The organism is Streptomyces sp. NPDC050997 (assembly GCF_040660135.1).
GTDB lineage: Bacteria > Actinomycetota > Actinomycetes > Streptomycetales > Streptomycetaceae > Streptomyces.
Map to the genome: position 1 here is coordinate 605,068 of NZ_JBFAGK010000003.1, position 23,691 is coordinate 628,758.

Sequence of the window (23,691 nt, forward strand, 5' to 3'; positions counted from 1 at the left end):
CGTCCTGGTGGTCTTGGATGAGCCGCGTTACGCGGGCGGCCGGGACTCGGCCCGCGCTACGGAGTGACGGTGTAGCCCGACTTCTTCAGGTCGTCGACGACCGTTTTCTGGGTCGCTCGGTACACGTCGCGGAACGAGGTCTTGTTGAGTGCGGCCTTGCTCAGGGCGTCGGTGAACCCGCTCTGTGCGACGTTGACGTTGGGGCCCCACACGACCGGGATGGTGGTGTTCTTGATGACCTTGTCGGCGACGTCGTAGAAGTCCTTCTGCTGCGGCATGAGCTTGGGCGGTTCATGGGTGACGGTCGCGGCGCGGCCGGCGTTGCCGCCCGGGTAGATGTCGAGGCCGAGCAGCAGCTTGGAGCCCTCGTCGGAGGCGCCCAGCCAGGCCGCGAACTTGGCCGCCTCCTTGGCGTGCTCGGACTTCTCCGGCACCAGGAAGGCTGATCCGCCCTGGAAGGGCACGGCCGCGTCCCCCGCCTTCCACTGCGGCAGCGGCGCCGAGGCCCACTTGCCCGCCGTGTCGGGGGCGATGGAGTAGAGAACGCTGGGAGCCCACGAGGCCGCGGCCCAGCTGAGGATCTTTCCGTCGTTGACCTGTGCGTTCCACTCCGGTGTCAGGAGCGGCTCGACCTTGACCAGGTTGCGGTCCACCAGGTCCTGCCAGAAGTCGGCCGTCTTCAGCGACGGCTCGCTGTCGATGCCGACGGTCCAGCTCTTGCCGTCGTTGCTCCACCACTGGGCGCCGGCCTGAGCGGCCTGGGCTGCGAAGAACTCGAACTGGGAGGTGGAGAAGCTGGCGATGTAGGCGTCCGGGTCCTTCTTGTGGAGTTGTTCGGCCGCGTCGGCGTACTCGGCCCAGGTGGTGGGGACCTTGACGCCGTATTTGGCGAAGAGGTCCTTGCGGTAGGTCAACATCATGGGCCCGATGTCCTGCGGAACGCCGTAGACCTGGTTGTTGAGGGTCGTCAGGTCCCAGATGTTCGGCTCGATCTTGTTCTTGACGCTCGCGACGTCCTGGGTGATGTCCTTCACCGCCCCGGCCACCACCAGGGACGGCACGGCCCGGTACTCGAGCTGCACGATGTCAGGGGTGTCGTCGGCCTGGTGGGCGGCGAGCAGCTTGGAGGCGGTCTCCTGGGTGCCTCCGACCTCCGACAGCTTGATCGTGACGTCGGGGTGCTCCTGGTGGTACTTGTCCACGATGGCCTTCGCCGCCGGATCCCCGCCCTTGAGGGAGTAGGTCCAGAACTGGAGCGTGACCGGCCCGCCGTCGGAGGCCGAGTCGTCGCCGGAGGAACAGCCGGCCAGCGAGGCGGCCGCGAGAAGGCCCGCCAGTGCGGCGGCGGCCAGGTTCCCGGGGACCGGACGTCGCCGCTGACGGTCTGACCTGGCGAAAGGCGGGGGTGATGCGGTCATTTCACGTCTCCTTCGACGTGTGATGCGTCCCGGCGTCTGCCGGTGGTCGTCGTCCAGATCCTGATGTTAACGTTAACAATCCGTCAAGGCTTCTGCCGTGAACAATCCCGCCCCCGCCCCACGTCTGCCTCGGAGTGCGCCCTCGTGCCGACCTTCGCCAACCCCGTTCTTGCCGGCAGCCATCCGGACCCGTCGATCTGCCGGGTCGGGGAGGACTTCTACCTGGTCACGTCATCCTTTGCGTACTATCCCGGGATCCCGGTCTTCCACAGCCGCGACCTGGTGCGCTGGAGCCCCCTGGGTCACGTGGTGCACAGGACTTCCCACCTGTCGCTGGCCGGCCTGGACGTCTCGGACGGCATCTGGGCTCCCACCATCCGTCATCACGCGGGCACCTTCTACGTGGTCTCGACCCTGGCGAAAGGCCGCCGGGGCAGCGTCACCTTCCTCTCCACCGCCTCCGCCCCCGCCGGTCCCTGGTCGGACCCGATCGTGCTGGACGCGGAGGGCATCGACCCCTCGCTGTTCTTCGACGACGACGGCCGTTGCTGGTTCACCGCCTGCCGCGACGCCGCCCAGCCGGACGTGACCGGCCCCGGCGAACTGTGGATGCGCGAGCTCGACCTCGAAACCCTGGCCCTGACCGGCCCGACCCACGTCCTGTGGCACGGCGCGATGCGCGGCGCCTGGGTGGAGGCGCCGCACGTGTACAAACGCGAGGGTCTGTACCACCTGATCGCCGCGGAGGGGGGCACCGAACACCATCACGCCGTGACCGCGGCTCGTTCCGACACGGTCACCGGCCCCTATTCCACGGATCCCAGGAGCCCGCTGCTCACCCACCGCCACCGCGGGGCGGCCGAACCCATACACAACGTCGGCCACGTCGACCTCGTCGACACCCCCGCCGGGGAGACATGGGCCGTGGCCCTGGGTGTACGGCCGACCGACGGCACGCACACGCTCGGTCGCGAGGTGTTCCTCGTACCTGTCGAATGGACCCCCAGGGGCCCCGCCTTCGCACCGGTCAGCGGACGGGTGAACTTGTCAGAACGGCTGCCCTCCGGGGCCACGGTGGAGGCCGCGGCCTCGCACCAGGACGGCCGAGTGCGAGACCGCTTCGACGGCACCGCACTCGGCCCGGAATGGCACAGCCTGCGCGGACCGGTCGACGATCTCGTCTCGCTCCGCCCCGGGGAAGACGGACTGACCATCCGCCTCTCCCCCGAGCCCCTCGCCTCGACAGGTACCCCCGCGTTCATCGCCCGCCCCCAGCAGCACCTGTGCATGCGCGCCAGCACCCGGATCCGCTTCCCCGCCGTCGCACCCACGCAGGGCGCGGGGCTGGCCGTCTTCCAGAACCACGACCAGCACGCCACTCTGGCTCTGACCGTCGACGCCTCCGGAATCCCGCACGTCGTGCTCACCGCCCGCGAAGCGGGTACCGACACCCGCATCGCGGCGGTCGCCGTGGCGGACAGCGAGGTCGTCCTCGCGGTGGACAGCGACGAGTCCGGATACACGTTCCACGTCAAGCACCGCACCTGGACAACCCTGGGCAGCGTCGACCGGCCCTTCTTCAGCACGGAACGCGCCGGCGGGTTCGTCGGCGTCCACATCGGCCTGTACGGCACGGGCGACGCCGAAGCGGGTCGGGGCGAGGCGCACATACGCTGGTTCGACTACGCGCCCGGTTCCGGTCTGCCCGGTCCCGGTCTGCCCGGTCTCGCTCTGCCCGGGCGGGCGGAGACCGGGGGCACGGTGGCCGGGCGTAGCTGACCGTTCGATCTGGCGTGCTGCGCCCGGTAGTTGATGGTCCGTTGCGGTGTGGCTTCTCCTGCTGGTGCGTCAGTTCCTCGTCGGGGGGGGCGGCCGCGGTCCGGGCGCGAAGCCGGAGCCGGAGCACGGGACCTGCGCGCGGATCGTGCGGGTGGGCGCGGGGCCGGAGGTCCGCCGGTCGCCGGATGCCCTTGCCGGATGTCCACCGGTCGTCGGTAGTCACCCGGGACCTACGGGTGGCTGCCGGCCCGTTCCGCACAGCGGCGGCGGCGGTTCCTCGGCGACTATGAGCCGGTGCGAGGAGGAGCGGTGCTGCGCCGCACGACGAGCTCCGGCGTGATCTTCTCGCGGGCCGCCTTCTCCCCTTGCAGCATCCGCACCAGCAGCTCGATGGCGCTCCTGCCGAGGTGGGCGAAGTCCTGGCGCACCGTGGTCAGGGCGGGCACCAGGTAGTCGGCCCCCTTGATGTCGTCGAACCCGACGAGTGACACGTCCTGCGGCACCTTCATTCCTCGTTCCGCGAACGCTGCCAACACTCCCATGGCCATGTGGTCGTTCCCCGCGAAGACCGCCGTCGGCGGACCTGCGTCGTGCGCGCAGAGTTCGTGGGCGAGACGAAATCCGCTCTCCGCGGTGAAATCGCCTTCCAGCATGACTCCCTCCGCTCCCGCGGCAGCGAGTTCGACCTGCCAGCCTTCGACGCGCGCTCGCGCATCGAAGGTGCGCGGGGGACCGGACAGATGGGCGATGCGCCGGTGCCCGAGGTCGAGAAGGTGCCGGACCACCTGACGGGCGCCGAGCTCCTGATCGACCTCGACGAAGCTCAGGTCGGGGTTGGGCACGCTTCCGGACATCACCACTGCCACCGGTACCTCGAAAACGAGACCGGCCAGCGCCTCCACCACGACACTGCGGTCGGCGACGACCGCAATCGCCTCCACCGCCTGATCGGTGAGCCGCTGCAGCGTCTCCACCAGGTCACCGGTGGTGCTCTCGCCCTGCCAGCTCGCCAGGCTCACCCAGTAACCGGCTTGCTTGGAGGCCGTCTCCACTCCAAGAAGGATGCGGGGCAGTTCGAACAGCTCCGACCCGACGATCACCACACCGATCGTCGCTGAACGGCGGCTCTTGAGGGCCCTGGCCACACTGTTACGGCGATAGCCCAGCTTCTGAATCGCGGCCTCGACTCGGGCCCGGGTCTCCGGCCGCACCGACGGATGATCGTTGATCACACGGGAGACGGTGATGTGCGAGACGCCGGCCTCCCGTGCCACATCCATCATTCCTGGTGGCCGGTTCATCTCACTCGTTCCCCTGCTCTCGACCCCAGCACCGGCGTTACACCCGCCGCCGATACTGTCACAGGCTTCGGGGCCCACATCCGCGCAACGGCCCGGCCCACCGGGCGGGCGCTGGACGGCGTCGGCCCCGGGCCCCACAGCAGCTGCTCAGGCCCGGTGCTGTCTGTCAGCCACCATGATGCCCCATACGGGGATACACGCGCTGCGCGGCCGCAGTGGGCAGGCGGCAACGCCCAGGCGGCGCGAGGTTCTGTCGTCGGCGTCCGTGCGCACGAGCCCCCCCGGAGCGGGACGCTCAGCGAAGGTGGCGGGTCGGCTCTGTCGGTACGCCGCGCTCAGCTCCTCCTCCACAGAGCGCCTGCTGGGGCGGCGGGTGGCTGCGTCGCGTCACTGCTCCCACTGCTCTGGGCCGCCGCCCCGCCACTCGATCAGCCCGGACTGCCGTACCCAGACTTCGTCGACGTCCTCCAGGCCCGCGCCACGCAGGAACTCGACGACGTCCAGCAGCCCGTACGCCATCCCACGGAACCGATCGCCCACACGGACCCGCCGGCCGCCGTCCACGGCGGGCCGATAGATCACGATGGGCTGTTCGTCGGCCATGGCACCAGCGTGCCGTGTGTGTCGGCTGCGCGCATGCGGGGCACTCTGGTGGCGCTCGTCGGCTGCTCCGGAATCTCGGCGCCCCAGGCCCAGCTCGACGCTGTGACCTGTGGTTTCTCGCGGCAGCGCCCTGGTGTCCCTGAGGTGGGTGCCGCAAAGTGGCTCAGTGCTCGCCGCACGACCGATGAGGCCGACGGGATCCACCAGGCTCCAGGCGCCGAGTCAACAGGTTGTGGCCCCGACCTCCCGTGCGGCGGCGAGGTAGGCGAGAACCAGTGGCCGTTTGTCGTCCTGGCGTGCGGCTACCGCCAGTTGGGACGGGGAAATGCCCCGGACCGGCACGGCGATCACCTCGTCCCGGACGACCAGCGGGACGTTACCGGCAGCCAGCAGTGCCACCCCCTGGCCGCCGGCGACCGCCTCGTGGGTCTCCTCGGCGCTGCCCACCACCCCGCCGATCCGCGGCCGGCGACCGTCCCGGGCGTCCAGGGCAAGCCAGTAGTCCCGCAGGGGGCCGGCTTCCGGCGGGAGGGCGAGGAAAGGCTCGTCCAGCAGGTCGGTGAAGTCCACCTTTCCCTCGGGGTCGGACGCGGCCCGCGCCGCCAAGGGGTGTCCGTCCGGCAGCGCGACCAGCCGGGGCTCGCGGGCCACCACCGCGTACTGGTAGCGGCGATCGTCCGGCAGCGGCAGCCAGACGAAGGCGACGTCGCTGGATTCATCCGCCAACCCGGCAGTGGGATCCGCCCAGTTGACCTGGCGCAGGACAGGCTGTGCCTCCGGATGCCGGGAGACAAGGCGGGTCCTCAGGGCGGGAAGCAGCCCGCGGCCCGGGCTGGTGGACATGCCGATCACCAGGGTGCGGCGCTCGGTGGTCTTGGCCTCCTCCACCGCCCCCTCCGCGGTCTGCCAGGCGGCCAACACCGCCCGGGCGTGCGGTAACAGGGCCTCTCCCACGGCGGTCAACCGCACGGTCCGCCGGTCCCGTTCGAACAGGACCACGCCGAGTTGCTTCTCCAGCATCCGTATCTGCTTGCTGAGCGCGGGTTGGGAGACGAACAGCCGCTCAGCGGCGCGCGTGAAGCTCAATTCCTCGGCGACCGAGGTGAAGTAGCGCAGATCGCGCCCATGGACGTCCATAACTCATGGCTATCACAAGGGGTCTTGGACGCTGCCCCGGTGCCTGGAGAAGGATGGAACCTGTCGACGGGGAAGCCCCGAACGGCAGTTGACGAGGGAGACGAAGATGAGCGAGAACGCCAAGGTCTGGCTGGTCACCGGCGCGAGCAGCGGTTTCGGGCGGGCCATCGCGGAGGCCGCGGTCGCCGCTGGTGACACGGTGATCGGCACGGCCCGGCGGACCGAGTCGCTGGACGACCTGGTCGCCGCGTACCCGGACCGTGTCGAGGCGATCAGCCTGGACGTCACCGACGGCGAGCGGATCGATGTGGTGGCCGCCGACGTCCTGGCCCGTTACGGCAGGGTGGACGTGCTGGTGAACAACGCGGGCCGCACCCAGGTAGGGGCGTTCGAGGAGACCACCGACCGGGAGCTGCGCGACCTGTTCGAGGTGCATGTGTTCGGCCCGGCGCGGCTGACCCGGGCACTGCTGCCGCACATGAGGGAGCGGGGCAGTGGATCGGTGGTGAACATCAGCAGCTTCGGCGGGCAGCTGTCCTTCGCCGGCTTCTCCGCGTACAGCGCGACCAAGGCGGCGCTGGAGCAGTTGTCGGAGGGATTGGCCGACGAGGTGGCACCGTTCGGCATCAAGGTGCTGATCGTGGAACCCGGCGCGTTCCGTACCAACCTGTTCGGCAAGGGTGCGGCGTACTTCTCCGAGGAGAACCCGGCGTACGCGGAGAAGGTCGGCGCGACCCGGCAGTTGGTACAGGGCGGCGACGGCAGCCAGCCCGGCGACCCGGCGAAGGCCGCGGCGGCCATCCGGCTGGCTCTGGACGCCGAGAAGACCCCGCTCCGCCTTGCCCTCGGCGGCGACGCGGTCGACTCCCTGACCGGACACCTGAACTCCGTGCGGGCCGAGCTCGCGGAGTGGGAGAAGGTCTCCCGGGGAACGGACTTCGACACGGAGTGACAGCGAGGCAGGGGCGGACGCAGGAGCGGACGCGGCCCGCAACCAGTGCTCGGCGATCAACGGCGGCGGAGACAGGCTCGACTACGTCGCCTCACAGCGCTTCACGTACAAGGACGTCACGACCAGCGAGACACAGGGCGCACAGATCAACAAGGCCCTCAAGGACCTCGGGTTCTGCGAAGTCCGACACGGATCCTCTGCCGCCGTGACCGCGATCGCGACCGTGACCGTGACCGCTGGGATCGTGCACGGTGATCACATCGCGAGACGGCTTTGCGTCATGCCCCTGACCAAGCGTTGTCTCGCACGGTGAGTACCGAACAACCCGAACAGTCCGAACAGTCCGAACACCGCGGCGATGATGTGGTCGGCGACCGCTCCGCGCGACGTGCCGTCACCGTCTTCCCGGTCCTCGTCCTCCTCGCCGGCGCCGTCGGCCTTCTGCTGCCGGGGAGTTTCACCGGCTGGGGCGAGACGGTGCCGTATCTGCTGGGCGTGGTGATGTTCTGCATGGGCGTCACCATGACCCCGCAGGACTTCCGCGGTGTCGCCAAGCGGCCCTGGGCGGTGGCCCTCGGGCTGGTCGCGCACTACGTCATCATGCCGGGGCTCGGCTGGGCGGTCGCCCACCTGCTCCAGCTCCCGCCGCAGCTCGCCGCGGGCGTGATCCTCGTCGGCTGCGCCCCCAGCGGCACCGCCTCCAACGTGGTGACCTATCTGGCGCGCGGTGATGTGGCGCTGTCCGTCTCCGTGGCCACCGTCTCCACGCTCCTGGCTCCGCTGGTCACCCCGCCCCTGACGCTGCTGCTGGCGGGCGAGTACCTGCCGGTCGACGCCGGCTCCATGGTCACCGACATCCTCAAGACGGTGCTGCTCCCGGTGTTCGCCGGCCTTGCCGTTCGGCTCCTGGCGGGCCGTCACATGCGCCGGGCCCTGCCGGTGCTGCCCTGGCTGTCCGCGCTGACCATCGGCGTGATTGTGACCGTGGTCGTGGCGGGCAGCGCCGATGCCATCAAGTCGGCCGCCCTGCTGGTCTTCGTCGCCGTCGTGCTGCACAACGGGCTCGGCCTGGCCCTCGGGTACGGGGCAGGACGTGTCGCCCGGCTGGGCGAGCCGGGGAGCCGTGCCATGGCCTTCGAGGTCGGCATGCAGAACTCGGGGCTCGCGGCGTCGCTGGCCACCGCTCACTTCAGTCCGCTGGCCGCCTTGCCGGCCGCGGTCTTCTCCGTGTGGCACAACATCTCCGGTGCTTTGGCAGCCGCTTGGCTGTCCCGCCGGGATCGCTGACGGTGCACCGGCGCCGGCCACCACCCTCACGACGGCCGGCGTGTGCGGGGACGGGGCGTCCCCGCACACGTACCCGGCTCAGTCCACGATCTCCAGGGTGCGGGGAGCCGACGCCGGGCGGGTGAGCGCGGCCCCGAAGTTCCCCTCGACCTCCGACTTCTCGGCCGTGTTCGGGTAGGGGTTCGTGCAGGAGACGCCGGCGCTGGAACCCGACATCAGGCTGGTGCAGGGCCCGGGTTTGCGGTCCGGCAGGCCGAGGATGTGGCCCAGTTCGTGCGCCGAGATCCGGACCGTGTCGTAGCCCTCGTTCACGGCCTCCCGTCCGATGTAGACCGTTCCGTTGCCGAGCGAGGTTGTCAGCGCCCGGGGCCAGCCGTTGTCGGCCAGGATCCGGATGTTGGCGCGCTGCCCGGTGGCCGCCGGGCGCAGTTCGACGGCGTCCACGCTCTCGTTCCAGATCGCCGCGCCACGGTCGACGGCTGCTCTGAACTCCGCCGAGGCACTGGCGTCATAGGTGACGACGCGGGCCGCGAGCAGTTGATCGCCGGAGTCCGGCGCCGCGTAGGCCTGACCGCCGGCCAGAGTGAGAGCGACGGTGAGGGCGGCGGTGAAGCCATGAACGAACATGCGCGAGTACATGGTCGACCTCCTGTGGGGGTGAGAAGGCATGTGCATGCCACACCATGTCAGCTCACCGCCCACACCCCATAGACCGCAATCCGTCAAACTGCGCCACGGCGGCAACGGGGGTACAGCGGTGCGGGGTTGACCAGCGGGACTCAGGCAGCGAATCCGATGTGGGTGCTCTGGACCTGGCAGAACGGGGACGTCGGGCTCACCCCGGGCTTCAACAGGGACACCGGGTAACCAGTGGCTCATCGACCCCCGGCGTGACCTGGTCGCCAGAATGTCGGCCGCGCTGGAGGACCTCCTGGGTACTCATGTCCCCCGCGACGAATAGTCCGCCCGCTCCCGGCGACAGGCTCAGCGTCCCGGCCGCTTGAAGTGGGCGTAGGGCGGATACGGCTTGAAGCAGATCATCACCTCGAAGGGGTGCCCGCCGCCCGGCTGTTGGACCAGCGTCGGGAGCGCCGACATCAGCGCCGAGTGGCCCTCGACGACGCGTTTGTGGCGCGGGCCCCAGCCCGCCGCATAGGCGAACTCCATGGCGGTCTCGGCGAAGACCTCCCGGTTGCCGAACAGGAAGAACGTTCGGGCGTGGGCGGCGTGCCGCAACTCGTCCCGGAAGCCGGCATGCTCCCAGCGGTCTCGCCAGGAGGCGGCGTCCCGGGCGGTGCGTGCCTCGTCGGTGCGGACGGTCAGCGGAGGGCCGTTCACCAACTTGCGCCGCAACTCGGGCCACTTGCTGGGGCGCAGGCCGAGCGTGTGGTGGGCCAGGACGAGGTCGACCAGCTCACCGACGCCCTCGTCGGGCGAGAGGCTCTCGCGCAGCGGTATGTGGACGATCGTGTGCCGGGAGTAGGCGGCGAAGGAGAACAGGCCCGCGAGCCGGTTCAGCCCGTCGTGGTCGCCGAGCAGCAGACCGATGGGCTCGGGGGCACGTAGGGAGGTGTGGCGAAGCTGCTGTAGGGGCTGGACGACACGATGCTCGTGCGGCCCGGTCCGGGGCATGAACTGGCGCAGCCTCAGCCGCATATGAAGTACCTCATGGCCTCAGGATCGCGGGCGGCGCGTCTCCTCGGCAACAGAGATTCCGCCCAGGAGCGGCCGGCCGACGCCCCGGCCGTGGTCGGGCAGCCGGATCACACATGTGGGGTTCACCCCGGAGACTGCCCGTCGTCTTCACGCCTGTCGCGTCGGCAGCACGATCGCCTGGCGCAGGTTCACATGGCGGCCGAACCGTAGCCAGACCCGGTTGTCACATTCGAGGGGTCGGCGGTGTCTTCATGTCAGTCAGTCAAACAGGCATACGTTCAAGGAGAACACCGTGACGCTACGTCTTCCGAAGGCCGAGCTCCCCGTCGAGCTCAAGGAAAACATGATCAAGCAGCTCGGTGCCGTGCCCGAAAACGTCGAGGTGTTGTGGCACAGTCCTCAAGTCGCCCAGGACAACCTGGAGTTCGGCGGGAGGGTGGGCGCGTGGGATGCGGCCGACACGAGTCTCAAGTCGTTCGCACACATGGCCGTCGCGGCACAGGTCGGCTGCAGCTGGTGCCTCGACGTCGGCTACTTCCAGGCACAGAACGAGAACCTGGACCTGGCCAAGGCGAGCCAGGTGCCGCGCTGGCGTGAGTCGGAGGTGTTCACCTCGCTGGAGCGGGACGTGATGGAGTACGCCGAGGCCATGACGAACACGCCCCCGACCGTGACCGACGAACAGTACGCGGGTCTGCTCGAGCGGCTCGGCCCGGCGGCGATGGTCGAGCTCACGGCGTACATCGCCTATATCAACCTGGCGACCAGGGCCAATGTGGCGAACGGCGTCTCGTCGCAGGGGTTCTCCGACGCCTGCGAGATTCCGCCGGCCAAGCGTCCTGGTACGCCCGGCGTGGCGTCGGCGGTATGAGCGACGACCCGTTCGTGGCCCATCGCAACCTGCTGTTCACCGTCGCCTACGAGATGCTCGGGACGGCGGCCGACGCGGAGGACGTGCTGCAGGAGTCCTGGCTGCGGTGGGCCGATGTCGACGCTTCGCAGGTGCGTGACCCGCGGGCCTACCTGGTTCGGATGGTCACGCGGCAGGCGCTCAACCGGCTGCGGACGTTGGCGCGCAGTCGCGAGGACTATGTCGGTGAGTGGCTGCCGGAGCCGCTGCTGACCAGCCCTGATGTCGCCGAGGACGTCGAACTCGCGGAGAGCGTCTCGATCGCGTTGCTGACCGTGCTGGAAACGCTCGGGCCGACGGAGCGGGCGGTGTTCGTGCTTCGCGAGGTCTTCGACATGCCGTACGGCGAGATCGCCGAGGCCGTCGGCAAGTCCGCGGCCGCGGTGCGGCAGATCGCGCGACGAGCTCGCGAGCATGTGGCGGCCCGGCGGCCCCGGATGCGGGTGAGCCGGTCGGAGCAGCAGACGGTGGTAGAGCGGTTCCTGGCCGCGTTGCGCACCGGGCAGGTGCAGGAGCTGATGGAGGTTCTGGCGCCGGACGTCGTCCTGATCGCCGACGGCGGCGGGCTCGCGAACGCCGCCCGGGCTCCCCTCCACGGAGCTGAACTCGTAGTGGCGTTGCTCGCTCGCCCGGACCGGGTGGTATCGGCCGTGTGGCTCAACGGCGCGCCCGCGGGCCGGATCGAGGTCGCCGGCCAACTGGCCGCGGTGAGCCTCGTGGTGGAGAACGGGCGGGTCACCCGGATCCACGCGGTGGCGAACCCTCAGAAGCTGACGCGTCTGGACGAGCCGGCCGAGCTCGCCAGGTAGCACCGCGGCCGCGCGGGCCCGTGGGTGTTCCACGCGGTAAGAACTGCCTGGAACACCCGCGGGTTCCTGTCTCTCGTCGCGAGGGTCCTTCACGCAGGCGCGACAGGAGGTATGTCGAATGCGCCGGTTCCCGATCGACGTAAGGGTGAAGGCAGTACATCCAGAGGACTGGAGCACCCCATCGTGACCGTAACCGCGGACATGGCCATCTCCCTCGACGGCTACATCGCCGGCACCGACGTCACCATCGACAACCCGGGGGGTGACGGCGCCGAGCCGCTCTTCGAGTGGATCCACGACCTGGCGAGCTGGCGGGAGCGCCAGGGCATGACCGGCGGGGAGGAGAACCGCGACTCCGAGCTGATGCGCGAGTGGTTCGACGCCACCGGAGCGGTGGTCATGGGCCGGATGATGTACGACACCGGAGAGGAGTTCTGGGGCGACAACCCACCGTTCCGGACCCCGGTCTTCGTACTCACCCACCGTCCCCGGCCGAACCTCGTCAAGGACGGCGGCACCACCTTCACGTTCGTCACCGACGGCATCCACAGCGCCCTGGCCCAGGCGAAGGCCGCCGCCGGCGACAGGAACGTCGACATCGCGGGCGGCGCGAACACGGTGCGGCAGTACCTCAGGGAGGGGCTCATCGACGAGCTCCAACTGCACGTGGTGCCCGCTCTCCTCGGAGACGGACTGCGGCTCTTCGAGTCACTGGGCACCAGGCGGTGGGACGTAGAGCCGGTCAGGGTGGTCGGCACTCCACTCGCCACGCACGTGAAGTACCGCTTCGTGAAGTGACCACCGGCGCCAAACCGCACGGTCCGGACAGCGGACCGGTCGTCTGGTGCCCTCCGGCAACTGCCAGCACAGTGGTCGCCCGGGGCGGCGCCCGCACCGCACCACGCCGCTCTGCCGCTCGCCCGGCTCCGACACAGGACGAAAGCAGGACACCCATGACGGACACGCTTCGGCGCGGCTATGTGGCCAGCCCCTTCGGGCAGTTGCACGTGGTCGAGTGCGGTGCCGGAGAGCCCGTTCTGATGCTGCACCAGACCCCGCGCTCCTGGACCGAGTACCTCGACGTGCTGCCGCTGGTCGGCGCCACGCACCGGGCGATCGCCATGGACACCCTGGGCTACGGCGCCTCCGCGAAGCCCGAAGGGACGCACTCCATCGAGCGGTTCGCCGACGGCGCCGGGGCACTCGTCGAGTCGCTGGGGCTGGAGCGTTTCCATCTGGTGGGCCACCACACGGGCGGTGTGGTGGCGGTGGAACTCGCCGCCCGTTTCCAGGACCGGGTGTCCAGTCTGCTGCTCTCCGCCACCTCGTTCGTGGACGACGAGAAGCGACACCCGGTCGGCGGGCACAAGGCCGTCGACCACGTGGTGCCCACGACGGACGGCTCGCACCTGCGGGAACTGTGGGACCGGCGCCGCCCCTTCTACCGGGAGGGCGAGGAAGCCGCCCTCACCCGGTACGTGATCGACGCGCTCACCGTGCTGGACCGGGTGGAGGAAGGCCACGAGGCGGTGCGGCGCTACCGGATGGAGGAGCGTCTGCCGTACGTCACCGCCCGCACGCTCGCGGTCTGCGCCCCGGGCGACCACTACTCCCTTCCCTCGCTGCCGAAGTTCGCCGCGGCGCTCGGCTGCGAGACCCGAGTGCTGTCCGGCGGTCACGTCCCGGCGCCGGAGCAGCTGCCCGAGGAGTTCGCCAAGGTCATCCTGGAGTGGGTGGCGCGGGGTTGACTCCGGAGGGCGGGTCCGTGTCGGCCGTGCGGTCCCAGGTGGTGGCGGTGATCCCGCGCGCACGCAGGGCCGCCTTGCGTACCTTGCCGGTCGCGGTGAGCGGCAGCTCCGCGACGGTATCGATGTAGCGGGGCACGGCGAAGGCGGGCAGCTCGCGCTCGCAGTGGCGTACCAGGTCCCGGAGGTCCAGGACGCGGCCGGGGCTGGGCAGTACCGCAGCCATGACCTCGTCCTCGGCCAGCTCCGACGGCACCGGGAAGGCCGCGGCGTCCGCGACCGCGGGGTGCGCGCGGAGCACGGACTCCACCTCCTGCGAGGAGACGTTCTCACCGCGCCGGCGAATGACGTCCTTGATGCGGTCGACGAAGCGGAACCAGCCGTCGGGTTCGCGGATCACCCGGTCGCCGGTACGGCGCCAGGACGCCGGCGGCAGGTCCTCGGGGTCCCCCAGGTAGCCGGTGGAGAACGCGAACCGCTGGTGGCTGCGGACCAGCAACTCGCCCGCCACGCCGTCCGGTACGGGAACCAGGCACTCGTCCACCACCCGCGCGCAGAAGCCGTCGCGCACGGTGCCCATGTAGCCGGGCCGCTGTTTCTCCACGGTCGATCCGATGACGAGGTTCGTCTCCGTGGAGCCGAAGCCGTCGACGAGGGTGACGCCGAAGCGCTCGCGGAAGGGCCGCCAGGCCGGGCCCGGAGTGGCCGGGGAGAGGCCGCACCGGACCCGGTGCGCGCGTTCGTGGGGACCGGGCGGCTGCGCCAGCAGCATGGGCGCCATCGCGCCGAGCAGATACACGACGGTCGCGCCGGCGTCGGCCACCTGGGTCCAGTACCGGGTCGCCGAGAAACGTGGGGCGAGGACGTACGTGGCACCCACGGTCATGGCCTGCGCCAGGGCGTTGAGGGCGTTGGTGTGGAACAGGGGGAGGCAGGTGTGGAGTACGTCGTCGGCGGTGAGACTCAGCGCGTCCGCGACGTTGCGGCCCCACCAGACCGACTGGGCGTGCGGACAGCGCACGCCTCGTGAGGTCCCCGTGGTGCCCGAGGTGAACAGGACGAACGCCGTGTCGTCCGGGCGCACCGGAGCGGGCGGGAGCGCATCGGCGTACCCGGGTACGGGGATGTCGTCGTCCCCCAGGACCCACAGCGTCCCCCGATAGCCGGCGTCGGTGACGCGTGCCGCCGACTCGGCGTCCGCGAGCAGGAAGGCCGGCTCCGCCGTACGCAGGACGTCGCGGAGTCCCTGGCCTCGCAGGCCGGTGTTCAGGGGAACCAGTACCGCTCCCAGCCAGGCGCCGCCGAGGATCAGGTCGACGTGCTCGATCCGGTTGCCGGCCATGACCGCGATGCGGTCGCCCGGCCGGCAGCCGCGCGCCGCCAGGGCTCCGGCCATGGTGGCCGCCACCTCGCGGGTTTCCCGGTACGTCCGCGTCACGTCGCCCACGCGCAGGAACACCCGGCCCCCGAACTCCTCGGCGGCGGCGGCCAGAAGCGCGGGAAGGGTCATGGCGTCGCCGGGCCGGGGTCCGGGCGTTTTAGCGGTCGCGGTCACGGGTGTCTCCGCCGCACGGGAAGCAGTCGTCGCGGCGCTCCCGGTTGCGGCCAACACTCCGTCATCGCTCACCGCAGCACTCCCGCCTCGCGCAACCCCCGGATCCGCTCCCGTGACAGGCCCGCGACCTCGTGCAGCACCGCGTCGGTATCGGCACCCAGTACGGGCGCGGGCTCGCGGACGTCGCCGGGTGTGCGGGTGAGGCGGATCGGGACGCCCTCGTGGAGGAAGGCGCCCGCGACCGGGTGCTCGCGGCGCACGTAGAAGCCGCGGGCCCGCAACTGCGGGTCGTGTTCGACGAGTTCGCGGCCGTCCTGCACGGCGCCGGCCGGGACACCTCGTGCCTGGAGCAGCTCGGCGGCCGCATCGGCGGGCATGTGGCGGGTCCACTCCCCCAGCGCGGCGTCGACCAGGGTGCCCGCGAGCCTGCGCGCCCGGGCCGTGCGGGTGCGTTCGTCGGTGGCGAGTTCGGGGCGGCCGATCACCTCGCACAGCGCCGCCCACTCGGTGTCGTCGCGCACGCTGACGGCCAGCCAGCGGTCGGGGCCGAGGCACCTGTAGACGCCCTGCGGGCTCCAGGTCGGGTGGGTGTTGCCGGTCGGCCGCACCTCGGAACCGCCGAGCAGACTGGTTCCCATGTGGGCGGCGATCGCCTCCAGTTGGGACAGGTCGATGTGCTGCCCACGTCCGGTCGTGGCGCGGTGCTCCAGCGCGGCGACCGTGGCGAGCGCCGCCTGCAGTCCCGCGACGATGTCTCCGTGGCCGTAGATCACGCCGACCACGTCGTCGGATCCCCAGCCGGTCAGGCCGGTCAGGCCGCCGCTCGCGGAGACGGTGTCGGCGTACGACACCCAGCTGTTGCGCGGACCGGTGTGCCCCATGCCCGACATGCTCACGTACACGATGTCCGGGTTGATCCGGCGCAGTTCCTCGTAGCCCAGGCCGAGCTTCTTCATGACGGTGGAACTGAAGTTCTCCACGAGGACGTCGCTGTGGGCGATGAGCTCGCGGAGTACCGCGACGCCTTCCTCGGTACGGGTGTCGAGGGCGATGCTGCGCTTGTTGCGGTTGACCTCGTTGAAGTAGCCGTTGGTGTCGGGGTCCTTGTGGGCGTCCCGGGACAGGTGCATGAAGGGCGCGAACCGGGTGGGGTCCGGCCGGCCCGCCGACTCGACCTTGATCACCTCGGCGCCGTGGTCGGCGAGGACCTTGGTGCAGTAGGGGCCGGCCAGGACCCACGTCAGGTCGAGGACGCGGATGCCGTCGAGGGCGGGACGTACCGGGTCCTGGGCGACGGGGGGCGTGCGGGCGGGGCGGTGTTCGTCGAGCAGGTGCCGGTCCGCGCCGAGGCCGGGAACGTCCAGCTCCTGGATTCGCCGGCCCTCCGGGAAGGCGAAGGGAAAACCGAGGTCGGTGCGCTCGCCCTCCGGTGTCCGTACCCGGGTGAAGAACTCGCGGGCCGCGAGCTGCGGGTTGTCCGGCAGTTCATGGGGGAGGTCGACGGCGGCCCAGGGCAGCTTCCTGGCCTGGGCCCGTTCCGCGAACTCGGCCTTCGGCCACCTGCCCACGAAGTCCTGGACCACCTTGAACACATGCTCCTGGTGCAGCTTGCGTTCGACCGGGTCCTGCCAGCGCGGCTCCGCGAGATCGGCCTCCGCGCCCTCCTCGCGCAGCCAGGCGAGCAGCGCGTCCCACATGCGCGGGCTGCCGCCGAGGCCCCCGCCCAGGTGGCCGTCGGCGGCATGGAACAGGCCGTGCGGTACGAGGGGATGCACCCTGCCCGGGCGCGGCGGGACCCGGTCCTCGTGCAGATAGGCGAGGGCACCGGCCTCCAGGGCCGCCGCGACGCAGGCCTGCGCGGAGACGTCGACGAGTTGCCCGGGCCCGCCTCGCCTGGCGCGCAGGCCGAGCAGGGCGGCGATCGCCGCGTTGACGCCCGCGAGTTGCTCGGCCTGGTTCTCCGGCAGCCGCAGCGGCGGACCGTCGGGGTCGCCCACCTGCGCGAGCATTCCGCCCAGCGCGGCCACCACGAGGTCGGTGCCCTGCCAGTGGGTCCGGGGTCCGACCAGGCCGAAGGGCGTGACGCGCACATGGACGAGGTGTTCGAGCCCGTCGGCGATCGCCTCCGCTCCGCCCGGGGTTCCGTCCAGCAGGATGTCGGCGCCCTCCACAAGACGCCGCAACTCGGCAGAGTCGGTGCCGGTGCCGGTGCGGGTGTCGGTGCCGGTGCCGGTGCCGGTGCCGATGGTCACCGAACGCTTCCCCGCGTGCCAGTGGACGAACGCGTCACCACCCCCCTCGCGTCGGGTCGCGTCGCCCTCCGGCGGCTCGACCAGCACCACTTCGAAGCCGAGCCCGACCAGCAACCGACCGGCGAACCGGGTGAAGGGGCTGGACAGTTCCACGACGCGCAGAGCCGACTCGCTCACGTCTTCTCCCTGGTTGGGTCAGTTGTGCCGCTGGTTCAGGAAGCCGGAGACGACGCTGTGGTAGTCGTTCGGCCGTTCCTCCTGAGGATGGTGGGAGGCCTCGCTCATCACATGCAGGTTGCCCTTGGGGATCATGCGGGCCAGCATCAGCGGGTAGTCCGGGGTCAGGAACGCGTCGTGCATGCCCCACAGGAAGAGCGTCGGCGCGGCGATCCGGCCGAGTTCCGCGGTGAGGTCCTGCCAGTCGCCGCGCGGGTTGTCGGAGGCGCCGGCGAGTGCGGTCTCCTCCGGATCCAGGCTCTGTTCGAAGCGCAGGGTGACGGTGCCGTCGGGAACGGCGTCGGAGTCGTACCACTCCAGACGTGCGATGAGTTCGCGCATCTTCTGCCACGAGGGGCCGGTGCCGCCGTAGTACACGTCGCGGGCGTTGCGTCCGCGGCGGCCGCCTTCCGGCAGCGGGGCGAGCGGGCCGTAGAAGACGGGCATGCTGCCGGTGATCACCAACGACCGTACGCGCTCGGGGTACTTGGCGGCCAGGTTGAGCGCGATGGTGCCGCCCCACGAGTTGCAGACGAAGTCGGCCCGTTCGATGCCGAGGGTGTCGAGGAGCGCCACGGTCTTGGCGGCGTGGTAGTCCCACATCGGGCCCTCGATGACGGGCTTCGCGGACTTGCCGTACTGCGGGATGTCGACCAGGAGGCACCGGCGGTCCGCGGCGAACAGCGGCGCCACCTGCCCGAAGTCCGACCATCCGGTGCACCCGGGGCCGCCGCCGTGCAGGAAGACGGTGGGACTGCCCTCCCCCAGCTCGACGTAGTGGTACTTGACGCCGTCCGCTTCCGCGTAGGCGCCCTCCGGGGGCGTCTGGATGTCCATGAGGTCCATGTCCCGATGGTGGGACGGCGGCGATCTCCGCCCAAGCGGAACGGTCCGCTGAGCGGGCCGGTTCCATGGCGGCCGGCGCCGGGCGGTCCTTAGCGTCCGTCCACAGGATCACCGTAGGGAGACAACCATGGGCAGGACCGCCGCGTTGGAACTGGCCGAGGAACGGGCCCGGGCGTCGATCGGGAGCTGGGAACGGCGGTCGCTGGGCGTCGTACGGGTGGAGGACGCGGCGGAGTTCGCGCGGGCGGCCGGCGAGAGCGCGCCGCGGCTCGTCGACCCCGGGCACGCCGGCTTCGCCGTCCACCCGATGTACGTGGTCAGCGTGTTGCGCGGGGCGCCCGGGGCCGACCCGGCGGAGTTCCGGCCCGACGGCATGTACCGCGACGAGGTGCCCGGCACCGACGGACTCGACGTCGGGCTCATGGCGGGGGGCCAGACCGTGCACTGGACGGGCGAGGTACGGCCCGGCGACCTGATCGAGCTGAGCCGCGCGCTGACCTCGGTGGAGCGCAAGGGCAGCGGGGACGGCTTCCTGCTGCTCACGGTCAAGAAGTCGTACGCGGCGGCCCGGGGCACGCTGGTCGAGGTAACAGAGAGGTTCATCGTCCGATGACGGATCACGTGCGGCGGGTCGCTGAGGGTCGGCAGGTGTCGGTGGGCCAGGAGGTGCCGCCCGTCGAGCTGACGCCCGACGCGATCACCCTGCTGCGTTTCGGCGCGGTCACCCGCAATGCCCATCGCATCCACTACGACACCGCCTTCGCCCGGTCCGAGGGCCTGGCCGCGCCGGTCGTCATGGCCCAACTCCACGGCTGTCTGTTCCACCGTGCCGCGGCACGGTTCGCGGGCCCGGGCGGACTGGTGCGGGAGGTCGCGTGGCAGAACCGGGCACCCGCGAGCGTCGGGGACCGGCTCGTGGTGAGCGGCGCCGTGCGCTCGGTGGACCCGGCCGGCGGCGAGATCACCCTGGACCTGATCGAACACTGCGGCCCCGGCAACGTGGTGTGCTGCCGGGGGCATGCGGTGGTCGTCGTGGGGTGAGATCCCTTGGGGTTTGGTGGGGCCCGGGGACATGGCGGGGGCCCGGGCCGTGACGGGACCCTGGGCCATGGTGGGGCCCAGGCCATGGTGAGATCCCTTGGGCCAGGGTGGGGCCCAGGAACATAGTCGGGCCCCGGTACCTAGTGGGGCCCCGGCCCAGGTGGCATCCTCGGGCCACGATGGGCCCCCGGCCACAGTGGGGCCTCCCGCCACAACGGACCCCCGGGCCACGGGAGGGCCTCGCACGACGACGGACCCCCGGGCCACGGTGAGGCCTCCCGCCACAACGGACCCCCAGGCCACGGGAGGGCCTCGCACCACAACGGACCCCCGCGCCACGGGAGGGCCTCGCACCACAACGGACCCCCGGGCCACGGGAGGGCCTCGCACCACGACGGACCCCCGGGCCACGGGAGGGCCTCGCACCACAACGGACCCCCGCTCCACGGTGAGGCCTCGCACCACAACGGACCCCCGGGCCACCACGACAACTCACCGGACTCACCCCAGTTCGAGGACCACCTTGCCGATCGCCTCCCCCGTACGCAGCCGCTCCACGGCCTCCGCCAGCCCGTCGAGCCCATGTCGCTCGATCGCCAGCGTCAGCTCTCCCGTCCGCAGGTCTGTCAGCAGCCGCTCGGCGTCCGCGGCGACCTCCTTGCCCCGCGTCATCAGGTTGACCGGCAGCAACGCCACGTCGGCCAGCAGGAAGTCCGCGAGATCCACGCCGAATTCACGGCCGGCGGTGTAGCCGACCAGAGCGGCGCGACCGCGCGGCCGGACCAGCGGGAGGGCGTCCCGCAGCACCGGTCCACCCACCGTGTCCACGAGCACGTCGACCTGACCGCCCACCGACTCCACGGAGAGCTCGGAGGCGAGGACGGACTTGGCGGGGGCCGGGACATGGCCGAGCTTGGCGGGCCGTCCGACCACGCCGACGACTTCGGCCCCGGCCCGCGCGGCCACCTGCACGGTCAGCGCCCCGACCGCGCCCGCCGCGCCGGTCACGAGGACCCGCTCCCCCGGCTGTACGTTCGCCACCGCGTGCACCGCCGCCCAGGCCGTACCGGCCGGGGAGAACCAACTGCACGCGAGGGCGGGGTCCGTGCCCTCCGGAACCGCCTGCACGGCCGCGTCCGGCACCAGCGCGTGATCCGCCCAGCAGCCGTCCCGCCGCATGCCCAGCGCTTTCCCGCCGAGCCGCACGAGGCTGCCCTCCGGGTGGGTGTCCGAGGCGAGCACGACACCGCATCCGGTGGTGCCGGGCACCGCGGGCAGGTCCGGGAGGATCCCGAACTTGCCGTCCACGATGTTCAGATCGAGGTGCCCCACCTGGGCCGCCCGCATCCGTACGAGGGTGTAACCGGGTCGTGGCTGCGGCACGGGCCACTCCACCAGCCGGGGCAGCGAACCGAACTCCTCCAGCACCAGGGCTCGTGACATCCCGCCCGACGAGGCCTCACTCACAGCTTCACTCCATATCGACGCAGACCACGGGACGCCACGATCCGCAGCACGCGGTCGAAGACGAACCCGAGAATTCCCAAGGTGATGATTCCGACGAAGACCCAGTCGATCCGACCGTAGTTGCGGGAGGTCCAGATCAGCGAGCCGAGCCCGACCTGCGCCGCGACGATCTCGGCGGAGACGATGGTCAGGAAGCTGTTGCCCATCGCGAGGCGCGCGCCGGTGACGATGTGCGGAACCGTCGACGGCAGCACGATCCCCCGCAGGATCTGCCGGCGGTTCGCGCCCAGGTTCTGTGCCGCGCGCAGCTTCGACTCGCTCACCGACATCACTCCGGCGCTCGTGTTCACCGTGACGATGAACACCGCCGTGTAGAAGATCAGGACGACCTTCGACGACTCGCCGATGCCCAGCCACACCACCGCGAGGGTCACGAAGGCGATCGGCGGGATGAACCGGAAGAACTCGATGTAGGGCTCGAGGAGTCGGCGCACGAGCGGGATCTGCCCGACGAGCAGACCCACCGGCGCGCCCACGAGCACACCCAGTCCCCAGCCGATCAGGATCCGGCGGCCGGAGGCGATGATCGAGTTGGTCAGGGTGCCGTCCGCGGCCAGCTCGCGCGCCGCGGAGAGGGTCTGCCGCGGGGAGGCGACCAGGGAGGGACCGTACTTCGTCGCCAGCAGCTGCCAGACGACGAGGCCGATGAGGACGGACAGGAGGTACATGCCGGTCGAGCGCAGGGTCCGCGCGCCCGCCCGGGCCGGGCGCCGCTTGGCCTCCGGGCCGGCGGCGGCGCCCGCCGTGACGACGGTCATCGGTCGTTCTCCTCGGGGTCGAGTCCCTGGTGACGGAGCGTCTTGCGGACCTCTTCACCGATGTCCTGCCGCAGCTTGCGGCGCAGTTCGGCGGTGGCCGGGTCGGCCTCGTCCCGGGGCCTGGGCAGGTCGACCGGGTAGACGGACTTGACCGAGGCGGCGGGGCCCGCGGTCATGACGGCGACCCGGTCGGCCAGCAGGATCGCCTCGTCGATGTCGTGGGTGACGAAGACGACGGTGCACCCCGAGGCGCGCCAGATACGGTCCGTCTCCTCCTGCATGACCTGCCGGGTCTGGGCGTCGAGTGCCCCGAACGGCTCGTCCATGAGCACGACACCCGGTTCGTTGGCCAGCACGCGGGCGATCTGCACCCGTTGGCGCATGCCTCCGCTGAGCTGGTCGGGGAACCGGTCCGCGCAGTGGCGCAGCCCGACCAGGCCGAGGTACTCGTCAGCCAGCTTCGCCTGCTCGGCGCGGGACGCGCCACGCATCCGCGGGCCGAACGCGACGTTCTGACGGACCGTCATCCAGTCGAAGAGGGCCTCGCTGCTCTGGAAAACCATGCCCAGCCCCGGATCGGGGCCGCTGATCGGGGCGCCGCCGACGGAGAGGCTGCCTTCGTCCACGGTCACGAATCCGGCCATGGCGGACAGCAGCGTGGACTTGCCGCACCCGCTCGGGCCGAGCAGACAGAGGAACTCACCGGCGGCGATGTCCAGGGAGATGTCCCGGACGGCCTGGAAGGAGTCGAAGCGGATGCCGACGCCGTCGACGGACAGGGCCGCGCCACGCCCGTCGTGAAGACCGGCTTCGAGGCGGTCGGACTCGATGGCCCTGGTCATCGTGATCCTTTCACGTGCTCGGTGAACCAGCCGCGCTGGATGACCGCCGTGACATCCGGCTTCGCCTTGACCTTGCCGCTGTCCAGGACGAACTGAGCCGTGCCCTCGTATCCCTTGAGGTCCGCGGCCGTGAAGTCACGGGCCCCGAAGTCGATCTCCTTGATCGCGGTCAGGGTCTGGGCCGTCGGTACCTTCACGGCCTTCTGGGTCGCCTCGGCCGCCGACTGCGGATCGGACTCGGTCAGCCGGGCGGCCTCCTCCAGGGTCTGGGCGACCTTGGCGGCGGTGTCCGCGTTGTTCTTCAGCCAGTCGGACCTGGTGAGCAGCCACTGGGCGTACGTGAGTCCGTAGGATCCGGTGTTCTCCAGGACCTTGCCGCCCAGCTCGACGCCCTTGGCGGGCCACGGCTCCCACAGCACGTACGCGTCGACATCGCCCTTCTGCATCAGGGCGGGGATCTCCGGCGGGTCGGCGGTGACGAACTCGACCGACTTCGGGTCGATGCCCTTGGACTCCAGGAACCGGGTCGCCGCCATCTCGGACAGTCCCGGGGTGATGGCCATCTTGCGGATCTTCGACGGGGACGTCACCTTCGGGCCGAGCACGACCTTCAGATACTTGCCGGACTGCTCGTACACCAGCAGGGACCGCAGATCGGGGTCCTGCTGGAGCATGCTGATGGTGGTGGTGTCCGAGTTCCCGGACATCTGCACCTGACCGGCGGTGAGGTTGTTGACGCCCTCGCTGCCCTGCCCGAACTGCACGAGCTGCACGTTGACACCGTGCTTGGCCCACAGCCCTTGGGCGTCGGCGAGAAAGAAGGGCGCGTACGAGGCGTCGATGCCGACGCCGATACGGATCGTGGGGCCCTTGGCGTCGTTGCCTGCGGGCGCGGCCGAGTCGGTGGTGCCCGCGCCGCACGCGGTGAGCGTGAGCAGCGAGGCGGCGAGAGCGGCGGGGCCTGCGAGGAAGCGACGTGTGCTGAACGGTGTCTGCATGAGCACCTCGGGGGTTGCGGCTGGTCGTCGGGGTACGGCCCGGTAGTGGGCGCACGGTA

22 protein-coding genes are annotated in these 23,691 nt (G+C 70.7%); 9 read left to right on the plus strand and 13 right to left on the minus strand.

Annotation, left to right across the window (positions count from 1 at the left end):
* Positions 1–56 precede the first annotated feature (56 nt).
* On the minus strand, positions 57–1,418 hold the full coding sequence (locus AB0H86_RS09460; protein WP_362434989.1) for a sugar ABC transporter substrate-binding protein: 1,362 nt from the start codon (positions 1,416–1,418) through the stop codon (positions 57–59).
* 144 nt (positions 1,419–1,562) lie between these two features.
* Here AB0H86_RS09460 and AB0H86_RS09465 point away from each other — a divergent pair, with 144 nt between their 5' ends.
* Positions 1,563–3,197 (plus strand): glycoside hydrolase family 43 protein, encoded by a 1,635-nt coding sequence (locus tag AB0H86_RS09465; RefSeq protein ID WP_362434992.1) that lies wholly within the window; start codon positions 1,563–1,565, stop codon positions 3,195–3,197.
* A 284-nt stretch (positions 3,198–3,481) separates the two neighbouring features.
* Here AB0H86_RS09465 and AB0H86_RS09470 read toward each other — a convergent pair whose 3' ends face one another.
* From AB0H86_RS09470 to AB0H86_RS09480, 3 genes are all read right to left on the minus strand, one after another.
* A complete protein-coding gene (locus AB0H86_RS09470; RefSeq protein WP_362434996.1) occupies positions 3,482–4,576 on the minus strand; it encodes a LacI family DNA-binding transcriptional regulator in 1,095 nt (364 codons plus the stop codon).
* Between the two features lie 309 nt (positions 4,577–4,885).
* The gene (locus tag AB0H86_RS09475) at positions 4,886–5,101 is read right to left on the minus strand and encodes a hypothetical protein (RefSeq protein WP_362434998.1); all 216 of its coding nucleotides are present in this window, start codon (positions 5,099–5,101) and stop codon (positions 4,886–4,888) included.
* A gap of 222 nt (positions 5,102–5,323) precedes the next feature.
* Positions 5,324–6,238, minus strand: a complete 915-nt coding sequence (locus AB0H86_RS09480) for a LysR family transcriptional regulator (RefSeq protein WP_362435001.1) — start codon at positions 6,236–6,238, stop codon at positions 5,324–5,326.
* A gap of 106 nt (positions 6,239–6,344) precedes the next feature.
* On the opposite strand from AB0H86_RS09480, the gene AB0H86_RS09485 reads away from it, so the two are divergent.
* Together AB0H86_RS09485 and AB0H86_RS09490 are read left to right on the plus strand one after the other, a co-directional pair.
* The gene (locus AB0H86_RS09485; RefSeq protein ID WP_362435003.1) at positions 6,345–7,190 is read left to right on the plus strand and encodes an oxidoreductase; all 846 of its coding nucleotides are present in this window, start codon (positions 6,345–6,347) and stop codon (positions 7,188–7,190) included.
* A gap of 363 nt (positions 7,191–7,553) precedes the next feature.
* Entirely contained in the window at positions 7,554–8,477 is a 924-nt protein-coding gene (locus AB0H86_RS09490; RefSeq protein ID WP_362435276.1) for a bile acid:sodium symporter family protein, read from the plus strand.
* A gap of 78 nt (positions 8,478–8,555) precedes the next feature.
* On the opposite strand, the gene AB0H86_RS09495 is transcribed toward AB0H86_RS09490, so the two are convergent.
* Positions 8,556–9,116, minus strand: coding sequence for a snapalysin family zinc-dependent metalloprotease (locus tag AB0H86_RS09495; RefSeq protein ID WP_362435005.1), 561 nt, complete (start codon positions 9,114–9,116; stop codon positions 8,556–8,558).
* A gap of 345 nt (positions 9,117–9,461) precedes the next feature.
* A complete protein-coding gene (locus tag AB0H86_RS09500) occupies positions 9,462–10,133 on the minus strand; it encodes a hypothetical protein (protein WP_362435007.1) in 672 nt (223 codons plus the stop codon).
* Between the two features lie 292 nt (positions 10,134–10,425).
* Between AB0H86_RS09500 and AB0H86_RS09505 the strand changes: the two genes are divergently transcribed.
* The 4 genes from AB0H86_RS09505 to AB0H86_RS09520 all read left to right on the plus strand — a co-directional run bounded on the left by AB0H86_RS09505 (position 10,426) and on the right by AB0H86_RS09520 (position 13,600).
* On the plus strand, positions 10,426–11,004 hold the full coding sequence (locus AB0H86_RS09505; RefSeq protein ID WP_362435009.1) for a carboxymuconolactone decarboxylase family protein: 579 nt from the start codon (positions 10,426–10,428) through the stop codon (positions 11,002–11,004).
* The gene (locus tag AB0H86_RS09510) at positions 11,001–11,852 is read left to right on the plus strand and encodes an RNA polymerase sigma-70 factor (RefSeq protein WP_362435011.1); all 852 of its coding nucleotides are present in this window, start codon (positions 11,001–11,003) and stop codon (positions 11,850–11,852) included. Before AB0H86_RS09505 ends, AB0H86_RS09510 begins: the two co-directional genes overlap by 4 nt.
* A 183-nt stretch (positions 11,853–12,035) precedes the next feature.
* Positions 12,036–12,650, plus strand: coding sequence for a dihydrofolate reductase family protein (locus AB0H86_RS09515; RefSeq protein WP_362435014.1), 615 nt, complete (start codon positions 12,036–12,038; stop codon positions 12,648–12,650).
* 155 nt (positions 12,651–12,805) lie between these two features.
* Positions 12,806–13,600: an alpha/beta hydrolase gene (locus tag AB0H86_RS09520; RefSeq protein WP_362435016.1), complete on the plus strand. Its 795-nt coding sequence runs from the start codon at positions 12,806–12,808 to the stop codon at positions 13,598–13,600.
* On the opposite strand, the gene AB0H86_RS09525 is transcribed toward AB0H86_RS09520, so the two are convergent.
* From AB0H86_RS09525 to AB0H86_RS09535, 3 genes are all read right to left on the minus strand, one after another.
* Positions 13,572–15,152, minus strand: coding sequence for an AMP-binding protein (locus tag AB0H86_RS09525; protein WP_362435018.1), 1,581 nt, complete (start codon positions 15,150–15,152; stop codon positions 13,572–13,574). The two genes, AB0H86_RS09520 and AB0H86_RS09525, sit on opposite strands and share 29 nt — an antisense overlap.
* A 68-nt stretch (positions 15,153–15,220) precedes the next feature.
* Positions 15,221–17,581: a CoA transferase gene (locus AB0H86_RS09530; RefSeq protein WP_362435020.1), complete on the minus strand. Its 2,361-nt coding sequence runs from the start codon at positions 17,579–17,581 to the stop codon at positions 15,221–15,223.
* A gap of 18 nt (positions 17,582–17,599) precedes the next feature.
* Positions 17,600–18,466: an alpha/beta hydrolase gene (locus AB0H86_RS09535; protein WP_362435022.1), complete on the minus strand. Its 867-nt coding sequence runs from the start codon at positions 18,464–18,466 to the stop codon at positions 17,600–17,602.
* 127 nt (positions 18,467–18,593) lie between these two features.
* On the opposite strand from AB0H86_RS09535, the gene AB0H86_RS09540 reads away from it, so the two are divergent.
* Together AB0H86_RS09540 and AB0H86_RS09545 are read left to right on the plus strand one after the other, a co-directional pair.
* Positions 18,594–19,079, plus strand: coding sequence for a MaoC family dehydratase N-terminal domain-containing protein (locus tag AB0H86_RS09540; RefSeq protein ID WP_362435024.1), 486 nt, complete (start codon positions 18,594–18,596; stop codon positions 19,077–19,079).
* Complete coding sequence (locus tag AB0H86_RS09545; protein WP_362435027.1) at positions 19,076–19,507, plus strand: acyl dehydratase; 432 nt, start codon at positions 19,076–19,078, stop codon at positions 19,505–19,507. The genes AB0H86_RS09540 and AB0H86_RS09545 overlap by 4 nt, the downstream gene beginning before the upstream one ends.
* 501 nt (positions 19,508–20,008) lie before the next feature.
* Here the strand turns inward: AB0H86_RS09545 and AB0H86_RS09550 are convergent.
* Genes AB0H86_RS09550 through AB0H86_RS09565 form a run of 4 tightly spaced genes read right to left on the minus strand, consistent with a single transcriptional unit; the run spans position 20,009 to position 23,632 of the window.
* On the minus strand, positions 20,009–20,974 hold the full coding sequence (locus tag AB0H86_RS09550; RefSeq protein ID WP_362435029.1) for a zinc-binding alcohol dehydrogenase family protein: 966 nt from the start codon (positions 20,972–20,974) through the stop codon (positions 20,009–20,011).
* A complete protein-coding gene (locus AB0H86_RS09555; RefSeq protein WP_362435031.1) occupies positions 20,971–21,792 on the minus strand; it encodes an ABC transporter permease in 822 nt (273 codons plus the stop codon). Before AB0H86_RS09555 ends, AB0H86_RS09550 begins: the two co-directional genes overlap by 4 nt.
* Positions 21,789–22,634: an ABC transporter ATP-binding protein gene (locus AB0H86_RS09560; protein ID WP_362435034.1), complete on the minus strand. Its 846-nt coding sequence runs from the start codon at positions 22,632–22,634 to the stop codon at positions 21,789–21,791. Before AB0H86_RS09560 ends, AB0H86_RS09555 begins: the two co-directional genes overlap by 4 nt.
* Positions 22,631–23,632: an ABC transporter substrate-binding protein gene (locus AB0H86_RS09565; protein WP_362435036.1), complete on the minus strand. Its 1,002-nt coding sequence runs from the start codon at positions 23,630–23,632 to the stop codon at positions 22,631–22,633. The genes AB0H86_RS09560 and AB0H86_RS09565 overlap by 4 nt, the downstream gene beginning before the upstream one ends.
* Positions 23,633–23,691: the final 59 nt, after the last annotated feature.